This window comes from Paenibacillus xylaniclasticus, assembly GCF_004001065.1.
In the GTDB taxonomy this organism is placed as follows: Bacteria; Bacillota; Bacilli; order Paenibacillales; family Paenibacillaceae; genus Paenibacillus_T; species Paenibacillus_T xylaniclasticus.
Genome location: NZ_BIML01000005.1, coordinates 259,499 through 277,172 on the forward strand (window position 1 = coordinate 259,499; position 17,674 = coordinate 277,172).

General features: G+C 52.3%; 13 protein-coding genes. 7 read left to right on the forward strand and 6 right to left on the reverse strand.

The window, feature by feature from the left end:
• The first annotated feature begins 316 nt into the window (after window positions 1–316).
• Both PXY01_RS08475 and PXY01_RS08480 read left to right on the forward strand, forming a co-directional pair.
• Entirely contained in the window at window positions 317–2,125 is a 1,809-nt protein-coding gene (locus PXY01_RS08475; RefSeq protein WP_127569267.1) for an ABC transporter ATP-binding protein, read from the forward strand.
• Window positions 2,126–2,312: 187 nt separating this feature from the next.
• Window positions 2,313–3,374, forward strand: coding sequence for a Glu/Leu/Phe/Val dehydrogenase dimerization domain-containing protein (locus PXY01_RS08480; RefSeq protein ID WP_127569269.1), 1,062 nt, complete (start codon window positions 2,313–2,315; stop codon window positions 3,372–3,374).
• A 125-nt stretch (window positions 3,375–3,499) separates the two neighbouring features.
• Here the strand turns inward: PXY01_RS08480 and PXY01_RS08485 are convergent, their stop codons facing one another.
• The 3 genes from PXY01_RS08485 to PXY01_RS08495 all read right to left on the reverse strand — a co-directional run bounded on the left by PXY01_RS08485 (window position 3,500) and on the right by PXY01_RS08495 (window position 5,311).
• Window positions 3,500–4,327 (reverse strand): DUF4097 family beta strand repeat-containing protein, encoded by an 828-nt coding sequence (locus tag PXY01_RS08485; protein WP_127569271.1) that lies wholly within the window; start codon window positions 4,325–4,327, stop codon window positions 3,500–3,502.
• A gap of 100 nt (window positions 4,328–4,427) precedes the next feature.
• Entirely contained in the window at window positions 4,428–4,994 is a 567-nt protein-coding gene (locus PXY01_RS08490) for an HAAS signaling domain-containing protein (RefSeq protein ID WP_127569273.1), read from the reverse strand.
• The gene (locus PXY01_RS08495) at window positions 4,991–5,311 is read right to left on the reverse strand and encodes a PadR family transcriptional regulator (RefSeq protein WP_127569275.1); all 321 of its coding nucleotides are present in this window, start codon (window positions 5,309–5,311) and stop codon (window positions 4,991–4,993) included. The genes PXY01_RS08490 and PXY01_RS08495 overlap by 4 nt, the downstream gene beginning before the upstream one ends.
• Before the next feature lie 266 nt (window positions 5,312–5,577).
• On the opposite strand from PXY01_RS08495, the gene PXY01_RS08500 reads away from it, so the two are divergent.
• Complete coding sequence (locus PXY01_RS08500; protein ID WP_127569277.1) at window positions 5,578–6,147, forward strand: GNAT family N-acetyltransferase; 570 nt, start codon at window positions 5,578–5,580, stop codon at window positions 6,145–6,147.
• Between the two features lie 27 nt (window positions 6,148–6,174).
• Here the strand turns inward: PXY01_RS08500 and PXY01_RS08505 are convergent, their stop codons facing one another.
• Window positions 6,175–8,694: a PAS domain S-box protein gene (locus tag PXY01_RS08505; RefSeq protein WP_127569279.1), complete on the reverse strand. Its 2,520-nt coding sequence runs from the start codon at window positions 8,692–8,694 to the stop codon at window positions 6,175–6,177.
• A gap of 303 nt (window positions 8,695–8,997) precedes the next feature.
• On the opposite strand from PXY01_RS08505, the gene PXY01_RS08510 reads away from it, so the two are divergent.
• Entirely contained in the window at window positions 8,998–9,672 is a 675-nt protein-coding gene (locus PXY01_RS08510) for a Gmad2 immunoglobulin-like domain-containing protein (RefSeq protein WP_127569281.1), read from the forward strand.
• Window positions 9,673–9,838: 166 nt separating this feature from the next.
• Window positions 9,839–10,381 carry a hypothetical protein gene (locus PXY01_RS08515; protein ID WP_127569282.1) on the forward strand — a complete coding sequence of 181 codons (543 nt, stop codon included), beginning with the start codon at window positions 9,839–9,841 and terminating at the stop codon, window positions 10,379–10,381.
• Window positions 10,382–10,494: 113 nt separating this feature from the next.
• Here PXY01_RS08515 and PXY01_RS08520 read toward each other — a convergent pair whose 3' ends face one another.
• Complete coding sequence (locus PXY01_RS08520) at window positions 10,495–11,949, reverse strand: MATE family efflux transporter (RefSeq protein WP_127569284.1); 1,455 nt, start codon at window positions 11,947–11,949, stop codon at window positions 10,495–10,497.
• A gap of 67 nt (window positions 11,950–12,016) precedes the next feature.
• Between PXY01_RS08520 and PXY01_RS08525 the strand changes: the two genes are divergently transcribed.
• Window positions 12,017–12,895: a lipoate--protein ligase family protein gene (locus PXY01_RS08525; protein WP_373864285.1), complete on the forward strand. Its 879-nt coding sequence runs from the start codon at window positions 12,017–12,019 to the stop codon at window positions 12,893–12,895.
• 158 nt (window positions 12,896–13,053) lie between these two features.
• Window positions 13,054–15,375 (forward strand): ATP-binding protein, encoded by a 2,322-nt coding sequence (locus PXY01_RS08530; RefSeq protein ID WP_127569286.1) that lies wholly within the window; start codon window positions 13,054–13,056, stop codon window positions 15,373–15,375.
• A 61-nt stretch (window positions 15,376–15,436) separates the two neighbouring features.
• On the opposite strand, the gene PXY01_RS08535 is transcribed toward PXY01_RS08530, so the two are convergent.
• Complete coding sequence (locus tag PXY01_RS08535) at window positions 15,437–17,446, reverse strand: ABC transporter ATP-binding protein (protein ID WP_127569537.1); 2,010 nt, start codon at window positions 17,444–17,446, stop codon at window positions 15,437–15,439.
• Window positions 17,447–17,674: the final 228 nt, after the last annotated feature.

Below are 17,674 nucleotides of genomic sequence, written 5' to 3' on the forward strand. Positions count from 1 at the left end.
GCCTCTCCTCTATCTACCGCACCGCCATTGCCGTAACGATCGGCCTTCCATATATCCTTGACTGACAACCGCCTTTATCGAAAATAGACAGCTGTTCCTGTTCGTCCGCGCTAAACCCGAAGGCCAAGCCTCTAATGACCATCCGTTCCCGTAGGCAGTCGACATGACATCATATCCGCCCGACAAATCCCAATCTCATTCCTCCGAATGAGCCACATTCCGTCCGGGGCGCGATGGTACCCTTATGAAGTTATGCCATAATAAAAATACAATTTTCACTTCTTCACCCATACAATTAAGGAGGAAAGGACCGCCTATGAAAGCGAACTCTTCTGCTCAAGGTCAAAACCCGCTGAAAGGCTGGGGGCCGTTCTTGCGGCTAATTCGCGATACGAGACCTTCCCCGACCGCCATCACCATTGCGCTCACGCTTAGTATCCTATCGACCGCAGCAGCTCTGATCGTACCGTTGTTCACCAAAAATGTCGTGGACGACTTCTCGCTGGCATCAATTGGTCTGCCGCAAATCCTATTACTAGCCGCCGCCTTCCTAGCACAGGCGGTCACAGCTGCCATCTCGACCTATATGCTTGCTCGAATTGGTCAGCAGGTTGTAGCTGGATTACGCGAGCGACTATGGCGCAAGCTGCTGGCACTTCCAATCCCCTATTATGATAATCATCAAACCGGCGAAACGGTCAGCCGAATGACGAACGACACCGGTGTCGTCAAAGGACTTATTACGGAGCATATGACTGGCTTCATTACCGGTATGATTAGCATTGTCGGCTCTGTCATCATCCTAATCATGCTGGACTGGCAAATGACGCTCGTCATGCTTACAGCTGTGCCGCTGCTGATCCTGTTCATGGTACCGCTCGGCCGCATGATGCATCAAGTGTCGAAGCGAATGCAGGACGAGACGGCAGCACTGTCCGGCCTACTCAGCCAGACATTGACGGAAATTCGCCTTGTCAAAGCATCGAACTCCGAGGATCGCGAATTCGCGAGCGGTATGAATCGTATCCGCGCCATGCTGCTCCTCGGATTTAAAGAAGGCAAAGTGCAAGCGCTGATCGGTCCGCTCATCTCTCTCTTGCTAATGCTGATGCTCGTCATCATCATCGGCTACGGCGGCTTCCGCGTGTCCTCCGGGGCACTGTCGGCCGGCGACCTGGTCGCCTTCATTCTCTATTTGTTCCAGATCATCATGCCGGCCAGCCAAATTGCTATGTTCTTTACCCAAATGCAGAAGGCGATTGGAGCGACCGAACGAATTACGGATACGCTAGCGGGACCAGAGGAGGATGTAAACAAAGGTATAGAGCTGGTACATGCCCATAAGCCGATAATTGCAAAAAATATTCATTTCAAATATAAGCAGGATATGGACGATATATTGAGCGGTGTCGACTTCATTATTCCGCCGGGCAAGGTAACCGCACTGGTCGGTCCGAGCGGAGGCGGCAAGACGACTTTATTCTCGCTGCTCGAAAGATTCTACAGCCCAACTAGCGGTACCATCTTACTAGGGGACACGCCTATCGATACCTTCACGCTTCATTCTTGGCGGTCGAAGATTGGTTACGTTCAACAGGAAAGCACGCTGATGAGCGGGACTATCCGCGACAATATTACTTATGGTATGGAGCGGAAGATCAGCGACGAGGAGATTCGGCGGGCGGCAGAGATGGCTTACGCCGATAAGTTCATTCTTCAGCTGCCCGAGGGTTATGATACAGAGGTCGGTGAACGAGGGGTCAAATTGTCGGGCGGCCAACGCCAGCGAATCGGAATCGCGCGTGCGTTGCTGCGCGATCCAGCCATTCTCATGCTGGACGAGGCCACGTCGAGTCTGGACAGCGAATCGGAGCATTATGTTCAGCAGGCGCTTCGCAATCTGATGAAAGGAAGGACGACGATCATCATTGCTCACCGTCTGTCCACGGTCATCGACGCCGATCAGCTGCTCTTTATCGAGAAGGGTCAAATAACGGGGCGCGGCACGCATGCCGAACTGATCGCCTCCCACTCGCTATACCGTAAATTTGCCGAGCAGCAGCTGCAAGCCGGACAACCGTCTGCGGCTGGTTCGCAAGCGAGCCCGAATTCCGTTGTCCTGTAGCAAACTTGATCCGGGCCTATCTTAGAGACTGGGGATCTCTTTAGATAGGCCTATACTCGTCGTGGCGTAGCATGCTGTCAGCGGTCCGAATATGCTATAAGCAGCAGTCATTCGGAATCCGAACAAGAACGGCAGGCGGGCTGGGCCCGTAGCAATGCCGCCGGAGGAAACAAGGAGAGAACAACCCATGACGCTGTGGGCTGAGCTGGACCGTGACGGGTTCGAGCAATTCGTCTGGTGCCGAGAACGGGAGAGTGACCTGCTGGCCTTCATCGCGATACACAGTACAGCCCGGGGACCCGCGCTAGGCGGCTGTCGTTTATGGCCTTACGCGAACCCGGAGGATGCTGCCCGTGATGCGATGAAGCTAGCCCGATCGATGACCTATAAAGCAGCTGCTGCAGGCTTACCGTACGGCGGCGGCAAAGCTGTCGTCATTGGACGTCCTGGCGATGCCAGCAATGACCGCCGCTTCGAGGCGCTTGGACGATTCATCGAACGGTTGAACGGAAGCTATCTGACTGGAGTCGACGTAGGAACGACGCCGCGGGAGATGGATGCGGTATTACGGTCAACCGGATATGTGACAGATACGACCGGCTCTATGGGCGGAAGCGGTGATTGGACAGCTGATATGACTGCATACGGTGTCATGGCTGGCTTAAAGGCGACTGCCCGGCTCGTATCCGGTACTAGCCGACTGCACGGCAGGAGCGTTGCCGTGCAGGGCCTCGGTAAGGTTGGCTGGGCTTTATGCCGATACTTGCATCGGGAAGGTGTACGGCTTATCGTCACAGATCTGAACATCCAGCTGGTCGAGCGAGCGGTCACTGCTTTTCAAGCGATGCCGGTTGCAGCTAGTCGCATCTATGAGGTGCCCTGTGACATTTTTGCTCCATGTGCGATGGGCGGCATTTTGAACGAGGACTCAATTAAGCTGCTGCAATGCCGAATCGTAGCCGGATCAGCCAATAACCAGCTCGCAGCACCGGAGCACGCCGAGCTGCTTCGAAGGCGAGGCATTCTATATGCGCCGGATTATGTTATTAATGCAGGCGGATTAATCGCTACAGCAGCCGAGCTGGACGGTGACGGACCGTTCCGCACGCGCAGCCGAGTCCGACGCATTGCCGACACGCTCACAGCCGCCTATGCGGAGGCTGATGCAGCTGGCATAACGACTGCCGAAGCTGCTGACCGGCTTACCGAGCGAATGCTGCAGGTAGCGTGTTCACAGAGCGATGGATAAGGCCGGCTTGAGCGCGTGGACGATTGAGGCCTATCGAATCCACCCGATCCATTACCTTAATACAAGAAGAGAGACGCAGCCGCTGCAAGCGGGCGTCTCTCTTCTTAAATATGCATAACATAGAGTTATTCGTTCTTCATGATAAAATCACCAGAATCGGTAACAACGTTTATCATCGGTGCTCCACTACCATATACCTCTTTTATGGATTCGCCGCTATCTACCTCGTCTCCGTCCCACTCAATGACACCATATCCGCTGTCGGATTTATACTTCACCGTCGCTTGTTCTGGTTTGTGGCCGACATCGAACGCCACATCACCGCTGTCGGACTTCACTTTGATCGGCCAGATGAATTCAGGACCTTTCCAATAAAAATCTCCAGAGTCACTGACGGCTATAATCTCACCTGCCGTATCCTCCAATACGGCGTCGCCGCTGTCCGTTTCCAGCTTGATGGACTGCGCCTTAATCTGTTGAGCTAGAATATCGCCGGAGTCGCTATCGAGCTTCACCTTTCCAAATTCCAAGTCGTGAAGCTCGATATTACCGCTATCCGTTTCAATATTAATCGCGTCATATGCCGCTCCAGGCACCTCAACGATTAATTTGAGACTGTAAACATTGTATCCAACCGTAATGCCCCAATCTGGCTTTCGAGCATGCAGAGTGCCGTTCGATACGTCGATGTCAATCTTTTTTCGCTCGCTGTTCTTCGCACTCACTTTCCCTTCCACTCGAATGACAATATCGCTTCCGTCGCCTTGCACAACACGCACATTCTCGCTGTCCATCTCAATGAACAACCGTTTCACGTCCTTTACGGGTACGCGATGCTGTTCATTTACTTCTACCGTTTTGATCGATTCATTACGCCAATTACTCCATGGAGAAAATAAACCTGCCACACCAACCGCGACAAGAATAAGTCCGATTCCAATCCATTTCCGCATAGTCTACACTCCCTACTCCTCATCTATTAAGCCGCATTCTTGTATGTATGGTTACAGGCTGCTTCCGCCTGTCATTCGCTCCCTGAGATACTACCTGATGCTAAGCCTGCTGTCTGATGCTGTCGCGCAGCAATTTCCGATTCGCCTGCAGGTACCGAGCCGTTCCGCGCACGAAGCCTTTGGTCAGTTGCCTTGTGCCCACGAAGCTAATAATTCCAAGCCCTACACCAATGAAAGCGAGAGAAAAGCCTGTGATCCCGCTGTTCTCTCCACCGAACGCTCCTTGCCATGCCATAACCAGCGCAGCAATGAAGAATGCGGCAACCACTGCCCACAACGCAAGAAGAACAGCTGCTACAGCAATGAAAGGCGCCAGCACAAAGATGAGATTGAACAGCCCCAGACTTGTGCCGACCAACACCGCCTTCACGAGCTGAACGAGACTGCCGCTTGTCTTCACGAGCTCGAACCGGTTATTCAGCTTCAACTCCCTCGCAATCAAGCGCGGGTCGCCAAGCTCACGACATATTTCCTCTTCCGGCTGACCATTCTCGATTCCGATGCGGAAGTGCTCGACGTAATCCGCCAGCCACTCCTGTCTCAGCGGCTCCGGCACTTCCCTCAGTTCCTGCTCCAATGTCATCAAATACTGACGGCTCATACTCATATTCGTTGCCCCTCCTCAATCCATTCATTAACTGCTGCAGTGAACGTACGCCATTCTTCTGTCAGCATATCCAGCTTCACTTTCCCCTCTCGGGATAATCGATAATATTTGCGCGGCGGCCCTCCTGGCGATTCCTGCAAATATGTCGTGAAATATCCCTCCTGGGTGAGCCGGTTCAGAATCGGGTAGACGCTGCCAACCGCAATATCAAATTTACTAGATATAATGACTGCCAGCTCGTATCCGTATCGGTCCTCCCGAGCAGCCATCGCAAGTACGCACAGATCAAGCACTCCCTTCTTGAACTGAACATTCAATTTCTACCACCACCTATTCAACATCAGGTACTATTCTTTAATAAATAATAGATGTTGAGATCATTATATAACCAACTATTCTTCATTGCAATATAGTAAGTAAAAAAGAATATATTTTCCCTCATTCACCCAGACTTTGCAGATTGACACTTAGACGAAATAGCACAAACCGAGCGCTCAGCGATGCGCTCGGTTACATTTGATCCTATTGTAGGATAGAATAGAACAACACTGTATCATGGTACACGTGATAAGGAGAGATCAGCATGAAACTACGAAAGGCAACCAATGAGGATGCACTTCCAGTCGCTCAGCTTATATACGAGGCGATCCACGATATCGCTTTTCAGCTGACTGGCGAAACGACAAAAGAGCAAGCCATAACCGCGCTGGCCGAGCTGTTCCGCCAGCCTGGCAACCGATTCAGCGCCAAGCAGGTCGTCGTCGCGGAGGAAGGGGGTCTTATTGCCGGCATGATTTTGTGCTATCACGGAAGCGAGGCGGACAAGCTTGACGCACCGATCGTCGCACAGCTGCGGAAACGGAAAGGTAATTCCGATCTGGTGATTGACAAGGAAGCCGATGAAGATGAATATTACATCGACTCCATAGCCGTATTCCCTCAATTCCGTGGACGAGGTATTGCTAAAGCACTGCTTCAAGCTGCCGAGGAAGCTGCCGCTGCTTGTGGATGGAGGAAAATCGCACTCAATGTCGAATACGGCAACGACCGCGCAGCACGCCTGTACCGCGCTTTCGGCTATACACCGGACAAAACGATTACCATTAATGGCTCATCGTTCTATCATATGGTGAAGCTGATCACGCTTCCTTAACGGCCGCTCCCGCTGCATTGCTGCCGGCTATGCTTCTTCCAGCCATGCCGGCAGTGAAATATAGACGGTCGTTCCACGGCCAGGCTCGCTTTCATACCGAATCGATCCCCGGTGCTCCTCGATAATGTTGAAGCTGACCATTAGACCGAGTCCCGTTCCTTGCTCCTTCGTCGTAAAGAAAGGTTCCTTAATTTTACTCAATCGTTCAGCCGGTATACCTTCGCCCTGATCGGAGAAGTATACGCGCACCTCGCCGCCAACCGCTTCTGCCCCGATTTTGAGCAGACCGCCGCTTGGCATCGCTTCGATCGCATTCTTCATCATATTGACGAACACCTGCTTGATCTGATTCCGCTCACAATAGACCAGCGGCAAATCTGAAGGGACATCAGCTTGAACCAATACGTTGTTCAGCAGCGCCTGGGAGCCGAGTAGCTCCGATACCTCAGACACAATAGCACCGATATCATCTGGCTTTCGCGTCACCGTTTGCGGCTTGGATAGCACCAGCAGTTCGCCTAGAATAAGCTCGATCCGGTTGAACTCATTTTGCATAATATCGTAGTATCGATCCCGATTATGCTCTGGTGCATGCCTCAGCAGCTTCGTGAAGCCTTTCAGCGCCGTCAGCGGATTGCGAATCTCATGCGCAATGCCAGCAGCAAGCTGACCCGCTGCGGACAGCTTCTCTGATTGGCGGAGCCGCTCCTCCGACTGCTTCCTCTCCGTAATATTATGAACCGTCCCGAATACGCGAATCGGCTGTCCCTGATCGCCGCATACAGTTTGCGATATTGCGTGCATCGTCCTCATGCTGCCGTCTGTCGAACGTATTATCCGGAATATGATGTCCATCTTAATGCCTTTAAGCGTTTCCATGATTGCATGCTCTACACGGTGACGATCCTCTGGGTGAACAGATTCCAATAACTGCTCAATAGACTGATCGGAAGGTTGCCGATTACAGCCCCATAGCTCAATTATTTCGTCCGACAAAATCCATCGGTTGTCGGCTATATCCCACTCGAAATAGCCAAGACCGGCTAGCTGCTGTGCCATCCGCAGGCTGTCCCGGCTCCGGTTCAGCGCCGCTTCCGCCTTCATATACTCGGTCAGATCGCAGTGTACACCGAATATCGCATACGGCTCGCCGTGCAGACTCATTCGTTCACCATACGTATGGATGTGGCGAATCTGACCGTCGGGCCGAACGATCCGATAATGGATATCGACCTCTTCTGCCATTGAAATTGATTTAAACGCAGTTATCGTACGTTCCATGTCATCGGGGTGTAAATGTGCCGCAATGAGTTGTAACGTTACCGGGGTACCTGGCTGAAAGCCGAATATTCGATACGTCTCATCCGACCAACGGGTCTTGCTATAAGCTATGTTATACTCCCAGCTTCCGAACCGACGGATTCGCTGCGCCTGCAGCAGATGCTGCTCCGCTTTCTTTCTCTCGGTAATGTCCCGCCATACGCCAACCAGTCGTTCTTGCCCATCCATCTCGTCTATGACCGATCGGTAAGACAATTCAAACCATATAAAGTGTCCAATGCGATGTCGAATACGACAAGTTGCGACTCCGCTTAAGGCTGATATCGAGATATTGCCGCCCAGCATCTCCCGACATTCGGGGTGAAGGTAGCTCCAGGCGGACGTACCGAGCACCTCTTCCGGACGATAACCGAGCAACCGTTCGATGGCAGGCGATACATATTGAAAGTCCCCCTCCGGGCTTAAATAGGTGATGATGTCTCTGGCATTTTCCGAAAGCATTTTATACCGATGCTCGCTCTCCTTAAGCTGATTGTGCATGGTATAAAACGCCGTGACATCTTGTGCAATTACAAATACGCCAATCTGCTCTCCGCCTTCTGCCATCGGCAGCATCGTAACCTGTGTAATGAGTTTTTCGCCGTCTTTTCGTATCGTTTGGATGACACAGTGACCTGTCCGGCCTTTCATGACATCGTCGTAACAGCGCTCCGCGATAGGAACGTCCTTAGGCTCGATGAACAAAGTCAATGGGGCGTGAAGTATCTCCTGAGCCTCATAACCAAGCAGCTCCACTGCCGCCAGATTCGCATTCGCAATCGTCCCATCAGGCAGGACTGTATATACCGCATCCGGATGTCTCTCAAAGAGAGAACGGTAGCGCTGGCCCGTACTCGAAAGATGGGTAAGTGAGGTCACGTCACGTAACAATACCGATACGCCTGATCCATTCGGAATCAATTTGATTTCGTAACGCACATCTGAGTGGGCGTAATAGCTTTCGAACACGATTACCCGCTGGCGCTGCTTCGTCTCCATATACTTCTCAAAAAAATAAGGCGATTTCGCCATCGGAAACTCGCCCCAGAACGACTTCCCAATCAGCTCTCGATGGTCCCGGAACAACAAAAAACCCGCCTGAGGGTTTATATAGGTAAATATATCGTCTTCATTAAGCATAAAAAAGCCCTCTGCCGAGTGCTCCATAATGCGGATTAGGCTTTGCTGATTCCTATCATGCGCATTCGTCGACATCCAATCCTTCATTCCTTTCGACTTCACATGAATCGTAAGACCAAACCATCGCCTTCATTATTACCCATAGGATTCCATTAGTAAAGAAAGTTTCATAAATACGCACTATATTCCAAAGATTTGAGGATATTATGTATGCATTTACCATATTCCTACTGCATAAAGTGTTACATCTGCGGATGTAAATGAATGACCGTATTCCGCTTGGGCTGACGCACATTGTTGACTTGCTATGCAACTATGGACAAGTTGTAATCGTCAGTTGAAGTAACCTATTCACTACCCCGCGGTTTCAAATTAGGGAGGCTGATCCAAATGACAACAACAAGAAGACGCGCGCTATACCGGTGGATATCGGCTGCTCTCGTGGCCCTTATGCTAGCAATCGTCCCCGTCATCATTGGTGGATGTGCCGAAGAAACCGACATTCCAGATAAACCGACCGCGACAGACAACGCTAGCAACGACGATGCGACATCCCCCAACAATCCCGGCGATGACAGCAGCGATAGTGGTCCCAAGCCGATTGATAATCCCGAGGGGGACAGCGATAGCGGTAATGCCGGGCCGGAGGTTAAACCCAGCGGCGGCGGTGACAGCGATGGGGCCGGGCCGGACATTAAGCCCAGCGACAGCGATGACAGCAGCGTGAAGGAGCCTGTCATTGTCGCAGAGAACAGTGCATTCCGCGTATTTGAGCCGGCCGAGAACTCGGTCGTCGGCACGACCTTCACCGTACGCGGAGAAGCACGTGTATTCGAAGCTGCATTCAGCTACTCCTTTGAGGATGGCCACAATACTTTAGCGGAAGGCCATGTCATGGCCGACATGGGCGCACCAGAGTGGGGTCAATTCGAATTTACCGTTACATTCGAGAAACCGACCAGCCCATTCGGCATCCTAACCCTATATGAATCAAGTGCGAAAGACGGTAGTCCAATCCATAAACTGCAAATCGCAGTCCAATTCTCAGAAGATCTATTGAAGTGAATACGCAGCGCACAATATCATATGGCTGCCGCATTCCAACAGGGCTCTCCGCTGTCCAAGCGGCGAGCCTCTTTCATGGCGAATTATCCCTGCCCCGCCGTGCAACATTCTGATCGCATTATCGCGTCTATCAAATGTGAATGTTCCTAAGAAAGGATGAACTAATGTGAGAATAAAACAAAGCCGCTTCTTCTTGTATGATAAAGGCGGCTGCATCGCGGCCTCCTTGCTTCTTGCCCTGATGCTAACCATCATCGCCGGGTGCAGCAATGCAGACATGGATTCTGCAGACACGACCTCAAGCCCGCCGACTGCGAATGAGTTAGCTACACCACCGCTTGCCGGTGAACCGCTGGGCAATCCGTATGAGGTTGCGGGAATTACTGATCCGGAGGCGTTCGACCAAATGTTCGCCAAAGTACAGGCCGCAATTGCAGAGGATGATAAAGCTGCCGTTGCAGCTTCAGCTCTATATCCTATTCGTGTGAACTACTCGGTTAACCAGTTCGATAGAATCGATAACGCCGAGCAATTCATAGCCAATTACGATCAAATCATTACCCCATCTGTGAAGGAAGCATTACGCAATCAGAAGCTCGACGGGCTGTTCGTCAACGCGAATGGCGTGATGGCCGGCGCTGGTCAAATGTGGTTCGGCGTGACAGCTACCACTCCGCAGCAGTACGGAATTATTGCGGTCAATCCTTAGAGATGGTTGCTCACCTATCAAAAAAGGGCTGTCCGTCGTCAGCGGGACTGCCCTTTTTTTCTTAAAATGACGGCTATGAGTGCAGCGGAGACTTATTGAGCCTTCCCTCTCTCTTATGCACCGGTACTCGTGCCTGCAGGCTGGCCTTCAACCACACCTTGCTTCACGAGACCATACCGCTCCCATTTGCGGGATTTCCAGCGGAACCACATAATAATAGTCCGAATCCACTCATCCGCCGCAACCGCCAGCCAGATGCCCGGCAAGCCCATATCGAGCTGGAATACGAGCAAGTAGCCAAGCGGCAAGCTCATGCCAACCATCGTTACCGCTCCTACCCAGAACGGGAATTTGGCATCACCGGATGCGCGCAGGGAGTTCACGAGCACCAGATTGCCCATCCGACCTGTCTCGAGTGCAATCGTGTAGAGCATCAAATGTGCGCCCAGCTCTAAAATATCGTCATTATTCGTGAACATGCCCATAATCGGATACCTGAATATTACGGCTAGTACGATACCGATCAGCGTAATGACGACGACAGACCGTATACTCCGCCACACACGAGCGTACGCCTCGTCCTGTCGATTCGCCCCAATGAGACGGCCGACAATGATAGCCGTTCCGAGACCGCATGAGTAGCCGAACAAATAGATGAACCACGAAATATTCTGAACATATTGACGAGCCGCAAGCGCGTGATCGCCCAGAAACGTCGCATAATACAGAAATACCATCTGGCAGCCCTGATACATGACCGATTCCATGGCGGCCGGCACGCCGATTTTTAATATTTTCCCGATATATTCCTTCGACAGCGACCAATAGTACTGGAGCATAATCCGCACTCTCATGATTCGATACATCAGCCAGAAAAAGACGACAATGGCAAGCGCCCGGCTAATAACCGATGAGATCGCCGCCCCTTCCACCCCCATTTCCGGTGCGCCAAGCTTACCGAAGATGAGCATATAGTTTCCGATAATATGAACGATGTTCATGCCGAGTGACACGAGCATCGCTTCCTTCGTAAACCCGTGCACGCGAACGATCGCGGCTACAGCATTAATGACCGCCTGCAGAAACAGCGAACTACCGACAATCGCAATATAGCTGACGGCATAATCCAGCGTCTCGCCGTGAAGATTCATCGCTTCCATTAGCTGTACATTCAGCAAGAAGAAAAAGGCACTGATGACTAGACCGACGGCCATGCTGAGCGTAACCGACAAAGCAGAGATGCGCGCGGCTGCTTCATAACTCTTCGCCCCAATATACTGCGCGACGACGATTGACGCCCCGTTACCGATCACTTCCAGAATGAGCATCGCTATGGAAATGTATTGATTGGCTGTGCCGACGCCTGATACGGCGTTATCCGACAAGGCGCTGAGCATCAGCGTATCTGCGATCCCCATCAGCATAAATAACAAGACTTCTAGAAAAATAGGCCACGTAAGATGAAACAAGCTCATCTCCCGTGACGGGCTGTGGCTTGTCTTGGATGCAATTGACATGATGATTGGCTCCTGTTCGTTAACTTCTATAATTCTTCGGTATCGTATCACAACAACGTCATAAAAGCATTATCGGACTAACGAAATATAAGATAGAATAGTAATAAAAACGCAAGGAGTGCTCCGATTGGAAACAACGAGCAACGAGAATACGATCAATCAGCCGGACGAATACGCAGGCATGCTGATCCTCGATCGGATGAATGAGCATTGGCGCGGTGCCAACGATCCCCTTCATGCGTTCGCTTTGGACGAGCTGCTGTGCCGCAGGACGGGTGAAGGCGGCCCGCCGGTATGTCATATATGGCGGCATGCGAACGCCTTCATTCTAGGACAACGCGATGCAAGACTGCCACAGGTCGATGAAGCGCTGCATGCGCTTAAGGCGCGTCATTACATGACCGCGGTGCGCAGCTCGGGCGGTGCAGCCGTCCCGCTCGACGACGGCGTCGTCAATGTCTCCCTTATAATGCCGATGGCAAGCAGTGGTACAGGTGTCCGGTTCAATCAAGACTTCGAGCGTATGTACGACCTTATTGCCGAGGCGCTGGCGCCAACTGGAGCCAAAGTCGACAAAGGCGAAATTATAGGTGCCTATTGTCCAGGCGATTATGACCTTAGCATTGACGGCCGTAAGTTTTGTGGCATTGCCCAGCGCCGGCAGGCCAAAGCTTTTATTATCCAGGCATTCATCATCGCAGAAGGCTCCGGCGAGCAGCGGGCAGCGGCTGTCCGCGCCTTCTATGATCAAGCGGCAGCCGGCATAGAGCCCGGTAAGGCCTATCCATTCGTCGTACCAGACAGCACCTCCTCATTAGAGAAGCTGACGACGATTGGTCCGAACGCAGCCGTAACGTTCGCGGAGCGAATCAAGTCCGTTATCCGATCACGCCAGCGGCCTGATGCGCTCGCCGCCTCCGCCGCCTCCCTGCAGCTCCCTCAGCCGGAGGAACTGCAGGCGATGATTGAAGCTCTTCACAGCCGATACAAGCATTAGAACGAAAATATGACTCTGCTCTATTTATGAAGGGTTTTGTCGAATTTTGTCGAATATTTTAAGTTATACCTTTTACACGTGATTCATGTCTTCGCTGGATCGTTCCGCACCCGACATGCTCATACATTACTCACAAATACAAACAGGAGGGCACTGTCATGTCGATCAAGGCGAAACTATCTCTAGTTATTTCCGCCGTCGTAGCCGTCATTTTGACGCTTAACATTATTATTTTCTACGGTGCTGCTAACCGTCATCTACAGAAGGACGCCGAACAGAACATGCTCAATATCGCGAATCAGATCCAGGTATCGGTCCAGGTTTCTGAAGCAGCTCAGAGACGAATCGAGCAGGCGATCGCGGAGAAGCTGCGCGCTGCCGCCATAGCAGCTAAGGCGCGCCTGGATCCTGATGCTGCGAATGTGAGCAACGAGCAGCTCAAAGCGTTAAGCCGAGAGCTAGACATAGACGATATATCGTTGTGGCAACAGACCGAGGATGACATCGTCGTTGTGAAATCGTCGAATCCGGAAGAGCTCGGCCTAGGCTCGAAGACGATGGGTTACTGGTACGATGCATTCCAGCAGCTGTTCGCCAGTTGCAATACGACAGTAACGGAAGGGCAGCGACTCGAGCATTTCTGGTCGGGACCGATTAATTATGCCACATCGAATCCTTCGCATATTAACAAGTGGGGCTATTATTACGACGGCACAACGAACTACTTAATCAACCCTCTAGTCGATGCAAAGTCGCTAATTAGCTTCGATCAGCAAAATGGAACGGAGAAGATTATCCACCATTTAAAAGCTACCTACCCGGAGCTTCTTGAAATTACAGGGATCGATCCACGTTACTTCGGTAAAGATCCAATTCTAAAATTTAAAAAGGGCGAGCTCGTTCACAATCTCGACGTCCGAGCCATTAAGTTCGGCCAGTACACACTGAAGGACGAAGACGATACTGTACGCGTCCAGCAGGCAATCGATACCGGTCAGCCGATAACGGTGAAGACAACGGTTGAAAACAAGCGAGTACTCAAAATTTTATATCCTGTTCAGGGTGAGCATCAGCCTTATGTCATCCATGTTCAATTTGATCGGGATTTCATACCGCACTCATTGGTTTGGCAAATTTTGCAGCACGCCGTCATCTCGCTAACGCTTCTGCTGCTGACCATTGTGCTAAGCTACTGGCTATCTGGCCGGCTGTTGCGTCCGCTCCAGCTCATCCTACGCAAAGTGAACGACATGGCTAAGGGAGACTTCTCGACGCCTATTCCGGAGCATAATAAGGATGAACTAGGTCAACTCGCCGCAGACGTTAACAATTTGGGCGCCAGCATCGTCCAGTATACAGACGATCTGAAGTCCACGATGGATGAACTGCGTTCGACCAAAGTGTTCTTGCAGTCCTTCTTCGACCATACATCCGATGCCATTCATGTTCTTGATGCTGAACGAATCGTCGTGCAAGCCAACCAAGCATTCGAGAACATATATGGCTGGACGGTTCAAGAGGTCATCGGAAAGCCACTCAACAATATTCCTGCAGAGTGGGAATACGAAAGACAGATGTTCGTAGATGTCATCACGCATGGCAAGCCCATCACGAACTACGAAACAACTCGTTATACGAAGGACGGGCGGCAGATTAATGTCAGCGTTACCGCTTCACCGATTCATGACCAGGATGGCAGAGCTATCGCCATCGCCTGCATCTCCCGCGACATTACCGCCCGCAAGCAGACGGAAGAGCGGCTGCGTCGTTCAGAGAAGCTGTCCGTCGTCGGCCAACTGGCGGCAGGCGTGGCGCATGAGATTCGCAACCCGCTCACGACGCTCCGCGGCTTTATTCAGCTCGCCAGCAGTCGCGGGACGCTCAGTCCTGATCATATCGACATTATGATCGCCGAGCTAGACCGGATCAATATGATTGTCAGTGAGTTTCTCATTCTGTCTAAGCCGCAGAAGCTGCAATATGTCCCGGTAGATGTTAATCAGTTGATGCACGAAACGCTCTTGCTGCTGGAATCAGAGGCTGCGGTTAACGACATTACGTTCGATGTATCGCTCGAGCCTTCCTTGCCGAGCCTTTCTTGTGAACCGAACCAGCTGCGGCAAGTATTTCTGAATCTGATTAAGAACGGCATCCAAGCCTCGCCGAGCGGTGCAAGCTTGATCATTCGTACAAGTGCGGTTTCGTATCGTGACTCCGGCACCGATGCGGCGACCTGTATCGAAATCGCTGATCAAGGCTGCGGCATCCCGCCCGAGGATCTCGCTCGGCTTGGCGAGCCATTCTTCACCCGTAAGCCGGACGGCCACGGCCTTGGCTTAATGGTCTGCCAGCAGATCATTACCCAGCATCAAGGTACGCTCCAATTCCAAAGCACTGTCGGACAGGGGACGCGAGCAATTATTGTACTGCCGAACCAGCATTACAGTAAAACCAATCCCCCCGGCACAACTGCTGTATAAACCAATTAAAGCCCGGCCCTCTATACTAGAGTAGGCCGGGTTTTGCTTTGTCAATTCGATATTATGAACCGATCCGGGCAGTTCGCTCCACTGCGCCTGCTCCCTGCTGCAGCTGATACATGTTGTAATACTTCCCACCGAGCTCCATCAGCTCGTCGTGGCTGCCGCGCTCGACGATGCGTCCGCGGTCGAGGACGAGAATTTGATCTGCTTGTCGAATCGTCGACAGCCGGTGCGCAATGACGAACGTCGTGCGTCCCTTCTTCAGCACGTCGAGTGCCGCTTGTATGATCGCCTCCGTCTCCGTATCGATACTGGCCGTCGCTTCGTCCAATATGAGAATCGCCGGGTCGTAGGCGAGCGCCCGCGCGAATGAGATCAGCTGACGCTGCCCGGCGGACAGCGTCGCACCTTTCTCGACGACTGGCTCGTCAATGCCACCCGGAAGCTGCATGAACATATCATAAGCACCAACATCCCTCAGCGCCTGCTCAATCCTCTCACGACTGATCGCCGGATTGTCGAGACTAACATTCGACGCTATCGTACCAGTGAACAAGAACGGATCCTGCAGAACGATGCCCATGTGCTGGCGAAGCAGCTGCTTCGGTACGTCACGAACGTCCACACCGTCAACCTTGATGGTACCTTGACCACGTTTCACATCGTAGAACCGAAATAACAGGTTCAGAATAGAGCTCTTGCCGGAGCCGGTATGGCCGACAAGGGCGACCGTTTCGCCCTGACGGGCATGGAACGAAATGTTCCGCAGCACATACTCGTCTTTCTTATAAGCGAACGATACATCGTCGAAGATTACATCGCCCTTCGTGCGCGGCTGTGTGCCGGTAACGAAGTCCGTCCCTTCCTCATCCAGCAGAGCGAACACCCTTCCCGCGGAAACGCGCGCGGTTTCCAGATTCGACAGCTGGTTCACAATGCCTACGATCGGCTGGAACATCCGGTTCATATAATCGAAGAATGCGTACAGCACGCCGACCGTAATATAAGCGCTTAGAGCGCCGCCCCAGAATACCCATAACACGGTTGCGAACAGCACATTGCGAAGCACGTTGACCAGGTTGTGCGACGTAAGCGAGTTCAAGCTCAGCAGCTTGTTCGCGTTCGTGAACAAATCCTTGTTCATCTCGTCGAATTCATCCATCGTCTTCCTCTGACGGCGGAACGCCTGAATGATTGGCATCCCTTGAATCGACTCGTTAATCATGCCATTAATATCGCTCAACTTGCTGCGGATCGCTTCGTTAATCCGACCTGCGAACCGCCGGTACACCATGATCCAAGCGATCAGGACCGGCACAAGCGGCAGCGCAAGCAGCGCCAGTCGCGGATCGAGCAGGTAGAGACCACCGAAGATCGCCGTCATATAGGCAATACCAGAGAAAAAATTAGCGAGAACGGCGACGAACAGCTCCCGTACCGCCTCTGTATCGTTCGTGATGCGGGAGACAACCTTGCCTGCAGGCAAATTGTCGAAATAGTACACCGGCAGCCGCTGAACATGAGCGAATACATCCTCACGCATCTTCTGTACGATCCGGTTCGCCGCCGTAAGCAGCAGCAGCCGCTGACCGTACGTGAAGCCGGCTGCGAGCACGAGCAGGCCGAAATACGCTCCGGCCGTCTTGAGCACCCGCGGCAGCTCTGGCTTGTAGAATCGGTACAGCTCGCTCTTCGTCAGCTTCGAAGCCGGATAGTCCGCCTTCTCGCCGGCGGCGGTAACAATCGTCAACCGGCCATTTTCCACGCTGCGGGTCCCCTCAATTGATTCCACATCACCAGCTATAAAGTAATAGTCCCGGCCTACCTGCAGCACGCGTGCAGCAGCACCGCCCATTTCATCTTCCGTCAGTCGGTCCTCGCGCTTATAGCTTTTGCCGTTATAGGACGCTGCTCCGCTCGTGCCGGCCGGCACCTCCTGCCATTGCTTCTCAATGCTTAGAATGTTCTGGTCAATCATCCGCTGCGCGATGAGCGGTCCAATCAGCTCCGCACAGACGGCCAATGCGAGCAGAATGAGCGCTATAATGATCGGGCGCTTATACAGCATCGCATACTGGAACAGCCGTTTGGCCGTCTTGGGCCTCGATCCGTTGCTCCCCGGCTGCTCCAAATTCGTCAAGGTTGAAGTCAAAGTAAACACCTTCGTTTCGTATCCTTAGTAAATCCGAGCCGTCTCATCGGCCGGAACGTGATTCCTTTATCGTTTAGCCATCTCAGCTCTAATAGCTTCCGCTAGTTCGCAACTGACGGGCTTCAAGGTCCCTTATCCAAAATA